The sequence below is a fragment of the Paenibacillus hexagrammi genome (assembly GCF_021513275.1).
Lineage (GTDB): Bacteria > Bacillota > Bacilli > Paenibacillales > NBRC-103111 > Paenibacillus_E > Paenibacillus_E hexagrammi.
The window spans coordinates 3,137,238-3,149,542 of record NZ_CP090978.1 but is presented as its reverse complement, the minus strand read 5'-3'; the positions used below and the strand labels follow the sequence as shown (position 1 = coordinate 3,149,542).

Sequence of the window (12,305 nt, the reverse complement as noted above, 5' to 3'; positions counted from 1 at the left end):
AATCTGAAAGGATGAATGTGAGTATGAAGCATGTGATGGGCGTCATTAATTTAGTTAACGAGCCGGATGATTTGGAGGAACTGACGTATTTTCGCTGTGCGGCATCCGTCCCTTTCGGCGGCAGATACCGTCTGATTGATTTCACTTTATCCAACATGGTGAACTCCGGCATCGACAATGTGGCCGTGTTCACACAGCATAAATACAGATCGCTTATGGATCATCTGGGCTCGGGCAAAGAGTGGGATCTGGACCGCAAGAGAGGCGGACTGTTCGTGCTTCCTTCCATCTTGGATGAGCCGACAGGCTTATCGCGTGGAGACCTGTATCAGCTGTACAGTCACAGGGATTATTTTTACCGAGGGAAAGAAGAACTCGTCATTATTTCCAGAAGCCATATGATTTGCAACATCAATTACGTGGACGCAGTTCGCTTTCACGAAGAATCCCAGGCGGATATTACTGTCGTTTATTACCAAACGGATGAAGAGGTACAAGGGAAATTCCGCCGGTTAGCCGTTAGGGAAAGCGGACAGGTGACGCTGATGGAGGATCATACCGGCCGTTTGCGCACGAATAATATCTCCATGGAAATGTATATCATGAGCAAAGCTCTGCTGCTTGATATGGTGGAATCCTGCTTGGCTCAAGGCTATGACCATCTGGTTCGGGACGGCATTATGAAAAACATCGATAAACTAAGCGTATATGGATATAAGTTCCAAGGCCATGTAGGCGTTGTGAATTCGATTCAAGGCTATTACAAGCACAGCATGCAGCTTCTGAACCCGGCTGTGTGGCGGGAGCTCTTCTTCCAGAAAAATTTGATCTACACCAAGGTCAAGGATGAACCGCCGGCCAAATATTTGGAGAGCGCTGCTGTGAAAAATGCTTTGATCGCGAACGGCTGCACGATCGAAGGCAAGGTGGAAAACAGCATTCTTTTCCGCGGTGTCAAGATCCGCAAAGGCGCTTACGTGAAGAACAGTATTATTCTGCAGAACTGTGAAATCGAGGAAAATGTCATTATCGAGAATGCTATTTTGGATAAAGATGTGTTTATCAGCCGCGGTCGTGTGCTCACAGGCGACAACATTGCACCGTTTATTGCTGCCAAAACTAAAGTGATTTAATTGCTTTATATAGACAAATAACCATTTAGGAGTGGGACGATGAAGATACTGTTTGCTGCGTCGGAAGCAGTGCCTTTTGCCAAGACAGGCGGTTTGGCCGATGTCATCGGCTCGCTGCCCAAGGAACTGATCCGCCAAGGATTAGATGTTCGCGTCATCATGCCGAAATACGGGAGTATACCGGCTAAGTACAAAGAACAAATGGAAGCAGCCGTCGTATTCGACGTGTATGTTGGCTGGAGAAAGCAGTATATCGGGGTTGAAATGCTGGAGTTGGACGGGGTAACGTTCTATTTCGTGGATAACGAATATTACTTTAATCGTCCGGGGCTCTATGGATATGAAGATGAGGCGGAGCGATTCGCCTTCTTCTGCCGGGGCGTCATTGAGGCTCTGCCTAAGCTGGATTTTCAGCCGGATGTCATCCACTGCCATGACTGGCAGGCGGGGATGATTCCTGTCCTGCTGAAAGCCCATTACCAGCACCTGGACTTTTTCAGTCAAATCAAGACGATGACCACGGTGCATAATTTAAAGTATCAAGGTGTGTTTGGACAAGACCTCATGCGAGACTTATTTGGTTTGAGCGGCGATCATTTCACCGGGACTGCGCTGGAGCTTCATGGGGGGGCCAGCTTCCTCAAGGGAGGGCTCCTATATGCGGACCGGATTACGACAGTCAGCCAAACTTATGCAGAGGAAATTCAAACTCCTTATTACGGCGAATTTATGGACAGCCTTCTCAGGCACCGGAAAGATCAGCTGACGGGAATCGTTAACGGCATTGATTATGAGATATTTAATCCCATGAACGATCCGCATCTGGTAGTACAGTACCGCGATTCGCTATCCAAAAAGCAGCAAAACAAACTGGCTTTGCAAGAGCGCTTAGGACTTCCAGTCAATGGAGACGTGCCTATGATCGCTCTTGTCACAAGACTTGTACAGCAAAAGGGATTGGATTTGATCCAGCATGTGCTGAGCGAAATTCTGTCCTTAAACATACAGCTGGTCGTACTTGGAACGGGCGATGATCATTATGAGCAAATGTTCCGGCATGCGGCGCAGATGGTTCCGGATAAGGTTTCCGCACAGATCTATTTTGACGAGGCGCTAGCCCATCAAATCTACGCGGCTAGCGACATGTTCCTCATGCCTTCACAATTCGAGCCCTGCGGAATCGGACAGCTCATCGCGCTGCGATACCGGACGGTGCCGATTGTGAGGGAGACAGGCGGACTCAAGGATACGGTTCAGCCATATAACGAATTCATTGGAGAAGGAACCGGCTTCACCTTCAGCAATTATAACGCTCATGATATGTTACATACGATCCGCAGAGCCGTTTTCTTCTATGCCAATGATCGGGATGCCTGGCAGAAATTGATCCAAAACATGAAAAAGTGCGATTTCAGCTGGAAGAAATCAGCACAGCAGTACGTTCAGCTTTACAAGGATATGAAACGTAAATAAGTATTTGGAGACTGGGAGTCCATGGGGCTTCCAGTCTTTGCTTGTGACCTCCTCTTTAGGATTGTTCCTTCTGTGTCGATAAATACAATACCGGATGGAATTTAAGACGAGAGGCAGTTGTTTACGAATGCGCCGGACGGAAGTATGTTTAACTGATGCGGACTTGTACCATTGCATGTTATTTCAAACACCCGTAGAGGTATGGTTTGACGGAGAGCTCGAAGATTCGGGAGTGCTGATTGAAGCTTACTCCGATGATGTCATTAAAGTAGGCGGCGTCTATTACTTAAGAAAGCTTTGCCTAGTCAAAAAATAGGATTTTGGAAAAAGAGACCTCATTCCAAGCAAATGAGGTCTCCATTTGTTGATAAAGTAGGTTCCATTACGAGCTTCAGTAGCTTTTCTCCGATCGCTGTTGACATTTTGTTATTTCATTAAATGAAAAGCCTTATACGGTGATAACAAACTGTCAAAGGCGACCGCTACGCTTCTCCGAAAACTTCTGATCTCTTCATTCCAGTTTATCAACAGTCTGAGACCTCATTCCAAGAGAATGAGGTCTTTTTCATATGGGACGAGAGTCGAAATAACAAGAATTTTGTAAAAATATGTTGTTATTTGCCAATCCCTCTTCTAATATATGGAATAGAAACATTGTAGCTTGGACAGGGGGAGAGCAGATGAGCAGCAAAGTAGTGATTCTTGGCGGTGGAGTCGCCGGTATGAGCGCAGCGCATGAATTGGTGGAAAGAGGCTTTCAAGTAGCCGTTTATGAATTGAAATCGATTCCCGGCGGTAAGGCAAGGAGCATGCCGGTACCGAACTCGGGAACGGAAGGCAGGCGTGATTTGCCGGGCGAGCATGGGTTTCGATTTTTTCCTAAGTTTTATAGGCACATTACCGACACCATGAAACGAATTCCCTATGGTGATAACCGGCATGGGGTATTTGATAATCTGGTGGAAGGCTCCGAGCTGGGGCTTGCTTTTTTTGATCGGGAGATGCTGCCTTTTATGGCGGAATTTCCGAGGACCTTTCAGGATTGGAAGACAGTAATCAAATCCATATTTGACAATAATCTTGGGCTTAGCGAGCATGATGTGGAGCAGTACGTATCCCGTCTCTGGCAGGTGATGACCAGTTGTGATGAGCGGAGGCTGCTTGAATATCAGCGCATCGCCTGGTGGGATTTCATTGAGGCGGACAAGCAGTCGGATGCGTTCCGTAAGGTATTCACAGGGCTCACGCGCATTTTGGTTGCAGCTAAAGCAAGGGAAGCAAATACAGGAACCATCGGTACGGTTGGGGCAACACTCATGATGGACATGGTCACTCCCGGTTCAAGTGCAGACAGACTTCTGTGCGGGCCAACCAATGAGGTGTGGATTCAGCCATGGCTTGATTATCTAACCGGTAGCGGGGTAGACTATCACCTTCAAGCGAAGGTGACGGCGATTCACTGCTCGAATGGACGAGTTACCGGTATTGATATTGAAGAGAATGGAATCACCATGACAGTAGAGGGAGATTATTATGTATCTGCGCTCCCTGTGGAGGTTATGGCACCGCTGATAAGCCGTGATATGCTTCAAGCGGATGCAACGCTATCAGGAATTCAAACGCTGGCTTCGTCTGTCGATTGGATGAACGGTATTCAATTTTATTTGAACGAGGATGTAAAGGTGATTCACGGCCATGTCATTTATATGGACAGTCCGTGGGCGTTGACATCCGTTTCACAGGCCCAGTTCTGGGCGGAATTAATTTGAGCCGGTATGGCGACGGGTCAGTTCAGGGGATTCTTTCCGTAGATATTTCGGATTGGCAGTCCCCTGGCATTTTGTATGGCAAGCCTGCCATAGCCTGCAGCAAGGAAGAAATCAAGAATGAAGTGTGGGAGCAGGTCAAGCGAAGCTTGAACGCCGGAGGCGCGGATGTATTGAATGATGACCAGTTAGTTGACTGGTTCCTCGATTCGGACATCCAGTTCCCGAACCCGCATGAAGCGATTAACTTGGAGCCGCTGCTAGTGAACAAAGTGAACACATGGTATTTGCGTCCGAATGCGTATACAGCCATTCCTAATTTTTATTTAGCTTCCGATTATGTGAGGACCAATACGGATTTAGCGACGATGGAGAGCGCGAATGAAGCCGCGAGAAGAGCAGTCAATGCAATTCTAGAAGCAAGCGGCTCTCACGAGGATCGCTGCGAGATATGGGATATGTATGATCCATTGGCGCTGGCTCCTTGGCGCAATAACGATAAAAACCGGTACCAACAGGGTCTTCCGTGGGACGGCAAAATCGTTGGATAAGCTCCAATAGGGTAAGCTCATGCTCCCGTTTGCCTGGGGAAATGTCTGCACCTCATTTCCCGGGCAAGCGCATGAAATGATACATTCCGACAAGACGAGTCGAGGCAGCGACGGGAGCGAAATTCGCTCCTTTTTTGCGGATGTGGCGGAAGGTTCTGAAATTGGAGAAACGAGGCATACTAATCATAAATGATTCAGAAGATGGAGTGCGACTATGGAATGGGTATCCCATATATTCAGCATGTTGTTCCCAATCAATATTTTGTTGGCGCTGGCCGTGGTGTTTTTGGAGCGGCGCAATGTCGCGGCGACTTGGTCATGGCTCATGGTGCTGCTTTTTATCCCGATACTAGGCTTCATTCTGTATGTAATTTTAGGACAAAATTTAAGCCGTAGAAAGCTCTATAAATGGAATAAGAAGATGCAAGATCGGGTCGATATGATGATCTCGGAGCAAGCCAGGCAGTTATCCGAAGGTAGATTGCTCGATTCTCATCCGGAGATGGCGCCGTACCGGGATTTGATCTATTTGAACGTATCAACCAACGATTCCTTTTTGACGCAGGACAATCTTGTGCACATTTTCACAGATGGTATTAGCAAATTTAACGATTTATTGAGCAAAATCGAAGAAGCCCGGTCGCATATTCACATGCAGTATTACATCGTCAAGAACGACTCGTTGGGTCATAGGGTGATGGATGCATTAACCAAGAAAGCGAAAGAGGGCGTGCAGGTTAGATTCCTGTACGATGATATCGGTTCAAGATCATTGAAGGATTCTTTTTTCGGGAGTTTGTACGGGCAGGCGGAGAAGTAGCCGCATTCTTTCCGTCCAGAATCCCCTATTTAAATTATCGGGTCAATTACCGCAATCACCGTAAGCTGGTCATCATTGATGGGGTTACCGGATACATGGGCGGCTTCAATATCGGCAATGAATATCTGGGTAAGGATCCGCGGTTCGGCTTTTGGCGTGATACTCATTTGAGGCTGACAGGCAGTGTAGTTAGGGCGCTTCAAGCACGCTTTATTTTAGACTGGAATTTGGCATCCTCTTCTCCCATCGAGATGGATGGATTGGTTTTCCCTAATCGAACAGAGTTACCTGCGAACGGCCATGTGCCGATTCAAATTATCGCAAGCGGTCCCAACGAGAAGTGGCCGCACTTCGTCTATACGTTCCTGAAGATGATTCATGCCGCTAAGCACCGGATCTTGCTGCAGACTCCTTATTTCATTCCGGAGGAGAGCATGTTGAACGCCTTGCGGATCGCAGCGCTGTCAGGCATAGATGTGAGAATCATGATCCCGCAGAAATCCGATCATTTGTTCGTGCACTGGGCATCATTGTATTATGTGGGGGAGCTGCTTCAAGCGGGAGTAAAATGCTACTTGTACGATCAGGGCTTTTTGCATGCCAAAACCATTGTCGTTGACGGCAGGATCGCATCAGTGGGAACGGCCAACTTTGATATACGCAGTCTGCGGTTAAATTTTGAAACGAATGCCTTGATGTATGACGCAGATACTGCTGGCGCGTTGGAACGCATTTTTTGGAACGACATGAATGGATGTCTAGAGTTAACTCTGGAAGAATATGAGAAACGATCACTGCGGATACGATTCCTCGAATCCATTTCCAAACTGATTTCGCCTATCTTATAAGTATGATAAGGAAGATATACCCGCGGGGAGCTCGGTATTCAACACGGATATGGAAAAAAGCATGTACACCTCGCGAACCAGGAGGCTGTCCATGCTTTTTGTCCTGCACCACAAATTCTACCTGAATTAGATTTGAGGCTTGAAGTCATGTATAATAAGAATACAGTCACATTTCGACATACTTCGACTTATTTTGCTAGAGATAGAAATGAGAGTCAGGGGTGAAGTGCGATGTTGGTGCACAAAAGCTTGATGCTCGGCGGACTTGTTGTCATGCTATCGTTGTCGGGCTGCCAGGCTGATGGTTTATTTGAGAAAGATTCTCAGTGGATTTCGTCGGCATCATACGGAAGTTCCACACATGTCGCTGATCATAAAGATAAGCTGTATCGCTTCATTACAGGCAGGCTATCCGGAAGTTACGGGATCTATACCAATTTGCAAGAGACCGGTCAAAGCGGTGAAGCCGCATCCGGACACGAAGTGCTTAGTGAGTCTGCTGGAGTTATGATGCGGTACTACGCGCTTAACGGCGAACAAACGAAGTTCGATTCGGAGTGGGCTTTGGCCAAAAGTACCTTTAACATGAATACCGGATTCAGCTATCGCTATAGTCCACTGCTTCATAAGCATTACACTTTAAACGCGGCAGTTGACGATCTGAGAATAATTCGGGCGCTGTATGAAGCGGATAAGGCTTTTCAAACCGACAAATACAAGGCTGAATTCGAATCCTTCGCTGCTCGTTTGTATACGTATAACGTCAAAGACGGCTATCTCTATGATTTCTACGATGAGACCTATCATACGCTTAATTCATTTATTACCTTATGCTATGTCGACTTGAAGACCCTCGAAACGCTTCCTATCCCAACCAATAAAAAAGACGAGCTGGTAAACAAGATGACGGGTATTGTAACGTCTGGATATCTCTCGGATGAGTTCCTTTTTATCAAACACGGTATGATTATCATTCTAAATCCTATCAATCCCAAGACATCAATACCGTGGAATCCTTGTTAACGATTCTATCGTTGGCGGAAGTACATCAGCAGCGTCCTGAAAGCATGGCCTATTTGAAGCAGCATGTGAAGGAAGGTACTTTATATGGTAAATATTCTGCAGAAGGGGTGCCCCTTACAGATATAAGATCCACGGCCATTTATGCGATTACGGCGATGATTGGATCGGTGACCGGCGATCAGGAGCTCTATGAATCAAGCATCGAACAAATGAACAAATTTCAAATCAATGACACAAACAGTGAACTGGAGGGGGGTTCGGCGACACCCGCAGCAAGCAGGCCTATTCATTCGATAATGTGATGGCGCTGCTCGCTTATACGTATTAGTTATCCATAAGGGGGCTCGATTATGCTCAATATCCGTGCGGTACGGAGGGTCATGGGAACGATGACGCCTGCTGCCGCAGCTGCTATCGGAGTGCTGCTCATTACGATCATCGCTTTGTTTACATCTCCGTTTATCGGAATGGCGGATAACGGTGACTATTTCCGAATTCTGTACAGCAACGGAATTTATTTTAACGATCCGGATTATACCAGCAAGTACCTCGGGTACTTTGTTAAAGATTATGGCATTTATCAGTATTATAACGAGAACGGGGCGACGTTATTCTCCTCGCAATCGATGTTCATTAAAGCGGCATTATTCTTAAATCACTTATTTCATGACTCGCAAACCTTCGATATCCGTTATCAGGCTGCGATTTATATGGTCTTATATACGGCAGCCGTCTATCTGATTGTTGAAGCTGTCACATGGAAGACTTCCAGAAAAAGAGGGTATGTGCTTGCAGGAATTGCGGTTTTTATATTTGGCGACACAGGGTACACCGCTTATTTTAATTCCTTTTACAGCGAGAGTGTCGTGTTGATCATGAGCATGTTCATGTTCTCGGCGGGGCTGCTGCTATACCGTAAACGTTACAACGATTATGTCATGCTAGCACTATTTGTAACGAGCAGTGTGATCTTAACAACGAGTAAACAGCAAAACGCACCGGTAGGCATCATCGCGGCTGTGTTTGGAATTGGCTTCTGGTTCATTCGCAATACCAAGTGGTATCAAACGATAACCGTGATCGCCCTAACCACCATGCTGGCGGCCGGAATCGGCACGTATGTGCTCATTCCCAAAGAATTCGTCAATATTAATAAGTATCATGCGATGACCCGAGGTGTGCTGATGAATTCTCCGGACCCGGAGAAGGCCCTGGAATCATTCGGAATCGACAAACAGTACGCAATCCTGAACGACAGCCTCTACTACGATCCTTACTCTACTGTAGATGTGAACTCGAAGCAGCTGCAGGACAATTTTTACGATAAATACGGCTTCGGTTCTATACTCGTTTATTATGCGGCACACCCTGATCAAGCCGCGAAGATGCTGAATATCGCCGCGCAGGACGGTTTTACGATCAGGCCCAAAGCAATGGGGAATTATGAACAGCAGACGGGAAAGCCTTTTGGAGCGCAAACTTATTTCTTCTCGGGTTACAGTCTATTGAAGGATAAGCTAGCACCTAAGACATTTGGTTTTGTCATACTTTGGGTGCTGGTAACGGTCGGGTTATATTCGCCATCCTTCGTCACCGCATTCAGGACGAGACTCTACCGGAAGACCACGAGATTACCATTATTGCTCATGATGATGGGCATGGGGGTTTCCGGAATCATCGTTTCCATCATTGGAGCAGGGGACGCTGACATCGCCAAGCATGAGTTTTTATTTAATATCACGTTCGATATGGTTTCATTCGCAATCGTTGGCGACCTGCTTGGACGCAGATTGTGGAGTAATGAAAAGGATGAAGAAACGGAAACAAAGGCGAAACGGTTAGGAGGTGGAGGCTTTGCGCCAACACTGGACACGTAAATGCTGGATCGTAGGTATGGTTCTGTGTCTATGCTTATGCCTTGGCACCCCGCTTTCCAAGGTCTGGGCCGCGGATGAGGATCCTGTAAGCACCCAAGACTCAGCCATTTTGCTGATGTATGACAGCATGGGGGTCGGAACACCGGAAGAAGGAAATATAGAGGCGCTGGAGCGGGTACTTGCAGCATTTGGAGCTCAAGTTACGGTTACATCGTTTGACAGTTATGAAGCGGGAACCCTTGCTAAGTACAAGAAAGTGATAGCTGTACGTAACGCGGCGGATTTGACCATGCTGCCTGAGCAGTATGAGGAAGACTTCGCTGCGTATCATGGAGCCTATATGCATATCGGCGCTCATCTACCCGAAGCCTCCAGGCAGCAATTGCAGCTAGAGGAAGATCAAACAGTAAATGATACGATCAATCTGACAATCGGGCAGCTTTCGCAAAGCTCGGTTCCTGTTCAGAATATGTCTTACATTACCAATTACTCCGGCACATCGTACGGCAGCGTTACTTCTGAAGCGCTAGGAAGGTCTGTGCCGTTTGGCATCATGAACGGAAATGTCGCTTATATTCCCTACATGGTCAAAGGTAACGTAAGCGAGCTGGGAATCTCCTATGTGCTGAAGGATTGGCTGGGGATAACATCGGCCACGCACCAGTATGTCGTGTTTCATGATATTTATCCATTCTCTGATTTGGATATGCTGAGTGATATGGCGGACAAGCTCTATGATGCCGGCATTCCTTTTATTGTGAGTGTGCAGCCTGTGCTAAGTCATCTCGATTATCCGTCCATGACCCGCTACCTGGAGACTCTGAAGCATGTGCAATCCCGCAACGGAAGCATCGTCGTGAATGCTCCGGTCGTAGCTTCAACAATTACTCAGGACATGACGGTGCTGAAATCGGAGATGAGTGCTTTCCTGGACGCTCTGGCTGGTTATGGAGTCGTGCCATTGGGGATTGGTACAGAGCTATATTGGACTTTCGATCAGCATTATGCTGCGGATGGCTTGACTTTTTTTGATTCCGGTATCGTGTTCCCGAATGAGCGGGTTTTAGCTCGAAATCCATCAAATACCTCAAGAGCTTTTGCAACATCGATCTACACGATCGGGGAAGCGGATTTGGAGCTATACACCAAGGATCAGCAGATTAGAAATCCGCTGCCGATGAATACAGCTGTAGTGTATGCTTTCCCAACGGATAAGAAGGGCTTGCAAGTACTCATGGACAAGCTGCAATCGGACTGGACTGCTTATTCGGACTACAAGAATGAGACACACCGCGTACAGACTGATACGAACAAGATGGAATCGAAAAGCGGACATTTGAGTGTGAACGGCCAGTCTATCCAAATGAATGATGCGATGCAGGACGTGAGTGCGGAGCATGTATACGTGGATGAAGGAAAGAAAAGTTTAACAACGCTGTTTTCTGTGCAAAATAACATTTTCATCGTGTTAATCTTGTCAACGCTTCTTATTTTTGTCGCATTTCTAATCATCGGTTACCGCCTGTATAAACGAAAATATACGAATTATAGGAGAGAGTTATGACCGTCGCAGATATTCTTATGCTTGTTTCTGTCATTTGCATCTGGACTCTCCTGCTGGTCAATGTCGTATTAATTGTCGCGGGTTACCTGTACTATATGCAAATCGAGAATAAGCCGGTGCCTCCTTTGCAAGGCGAGCCGCCATTTGTGACCATCATGGTGCCGGCCCATAACGAGGGCAAGGTCATTACCCAGACGGTTGAAGCCTTGCTCGCGCTGGAATACCCGCATGAGAGCTATGAAATTATCGTCATAAATGACAATTCTTCTGATAACAGCCGTGTGCTGCTAGCAGGATTGCAGAACAAATACCCAGGGAGACAGCTCACGATCATCAATACGGATGCTGTAACCGGGGGGAAAGGCAAGTCGAATGCGCTAAATCTGGGTTTTCAGCAAGCCAAAGGCGAGCTCATAGCCATCTACGATGCAGACAACACACCTGAGAAAAAAGCGCTGCTTTACTTAGTTTCGGAAATTACAAATGATCCAACACTCGGTGCTGTTATCGGAAAATTCCGGACACGGAACAGGGACGCCAATCTATTAACTCGATTCATTAATGTAGAAACCTTGTCCTTTCAATGGATGGCGCAAGCAGGACGATGGAAGCTGTTTAAGCTTTGCACGATCCCAGGCACCAACTTTATTATGAGGCGCGAGATTGTTGAACGGATCGGTGGCTGGGATGTGAAAGCGATAGCCGAAGATACAGAGATCAGCTTCCGCATTTATATGATGGGCTACCGGATCAAGTTTCAGCCTAAAGCCGTTACCTGGGAGCAAGAGCCCCAGACCGTCAAGGTATGGTTCAAGCAGCGAACGCGGTGGGCGAAGGGAAATATCTACGTCATTGTCAAAAATATCCCGCTCCTCTTCGAGCGATCGGCCCGCAATATACGCTTCGATATCTTGTATTTTTTGTCGATTTACTTTCTGCTGCTGACATCTCTGGTCATGTCGGATTTGCTCCTGATTTTGCATGCACTGGGCTATGTCACAACTACGATTGCGGGTTTTAGCTCCTTCTTATGGGTGCTGGCTATTACGTTATTTGTAGTAGGAACCTTCATTACACTTGTTACGGAAAAAGGGGAAATGCGGCTGTCTAATCTTTGGATCATTCTGCTTATGTATGTGTCTTACTGCCAAATGTGGATGGTTGTCGCCGCGTACGGCATGTATGCCTATATCAAGGATCTCATCTATAAGAGAGAAGCGAAATGGTACAAAACGGAGAGATTCTAACGC

General features: G+C 46.9%; 10 protein-coding genes and 1 pseudogene. All 11 read left to right on the top strand.

Annotated features, from left to right (window positions below; all coding sequences use genetic code 11):
- Positions 1-23: 23 nt before the first annotated feature.
- The 11 genes and pseudogenes from glgD to L0M14_RS14025 all read left to right on the top strand — a co-directional run bounded on the left by glgD (position 24) and on the right by L0M14_RS14025 (position 12,302).
- Positions 24-1,133 carry a glucose-1-phosphate adenylyltransferase subunit GlgD gene (gene glgD, locus L0M14_RS14075; protein ID WP_235122650.1) on the top strand — a complete coding sequence of 370 codons (1,110 nt, stop codon included), beginning with the start codon at positions 24-26 and terminating at the stop codon, positions 1,131-1,133.
- Between the two features lie 39 nt (positions 1,134-1,172).
- Positions 1,173-2,606 (top strand): glycogen synthase GlgA, encoded by a 1,434-nt coding sequence (gene glgA / locus L0M14_RS14070; protein ID WP_235122649.1) that lies wholly within the window; start codon positions 1,173-1,175, stop codon positions 2,604-2,606.
- A gap of 127 nt (positions 2,607-2,733) precedes the next feature.
- The gene (locus L0M14_RS14065; RefSeq protein WP_235122648.1) at positions 2,734-2,922 is read left to right on the top strand and encodes a hypothetical protein; all 189 of its coding nucleotides are present in this window, start codon (positions 2,734-2,736) and stop codon (positions 2,920-2,922) included.
- A 364-nt stretch (positions 2,923-3,286) separates the two neighbouring features.
- On the top strand, positions 3,287-4,375 hold the full coding sequence (locus L0M14_RS14060; protein ID WP_235122647.1) for a hydroxysqualene dehydroxylase: 1,089 nt from the start codon (positions 3,287-3,289) through the stop codon (positions 4,373-4,375).
- Positions 4,372-4,923: an FAD-dependent oxidoreductase gene (locus tag L0M14_RS14055; RefSeq protein ID WP_235122646.1), complete on the top strand. Its 552-nt coding sequence runs from the start codon at positions 4,372-4,374 to the stop codon at positions 4,921-4,923. Before L0M14_RS14060 ends, L0M14_RS14055 begins: the two co-directional genes overlap by 4 nt.
- A 214-nt stretch (positions 4,924-5,137) precedes the next feature.
- A pseudogene (gene cls / locus L0M14_RS14050) lies at positions 5,138-6,591 on the top strand (cardiolipin synthase).
- A 231-nt stretch (positions 6,592-6,822) separates the two neighbouring features.
- Positions 6,823-7,614: a hypothetical protein gene (locus tag L0M14_RS14045; RefSeq protein ID WP_235122645.1), complete on the top strand. Its 792-nt coding sequence runs from the start codon at positions 6,823-6,825 to the stop codon at positions 7,612-7,614.
- Positions 7,599-7,916 carry a hypothetical protein gene (locus L0M14_RS14040; protein ID WP_235122644.1) on the top strand — a complete coding sequence of 106 codons (318 nt, stop codon included), beginning with the start codon at positions 7,599-7,601 and terminating at the stop codon, positions 7,914-7,916. The genes L0M14_RS14045 and L0M14_RS14040 overlap by 16 nt, the downstream gene beginning before the upstream one ends.
- Positions 7,917-7,964: 48 nt before the next feature.
- A complete protein-coding gene (wsfD, locus tag L0M14_RS14035) occupies positions 7,965-9,491 on the top strand; it encodes a glycan biosynthesis hexose transferase WsfD (RefSeq protein ID WP_235122643.1) in 1,527 nt (508 codons plus the stop codon).
- Complete coding sequence (locus tag L0M14_RS14030) at positions 9,469-11,055, top strand: hypothetical protein (RefSeq protein ID WP_235122642.1); 1,587 nt, start codon at positions 9,469-9,471, stop codon at positions 11,053-11,055. The genes wsfD and L0M14_RS14030 overlap by 23 nt, the downstream gene beginning before the upstream one ends.
- Entirely contained in the window at positions 11,052-12,302 is a 1,251-nt protein-coding gene (locus tag L0M14_RS14025) for a glycosyltransferase family 2 protein (protein ID WP_235122641.1), read from the top strand. The genes L0M14_RS14030 and L0M14_RS14025 overlap by 4 nt, the downstream gene beginning before the upstream one ends.
- The last annotated feature ends 3 nt before the right edge of the window (positions 12,303-12,305 follow it).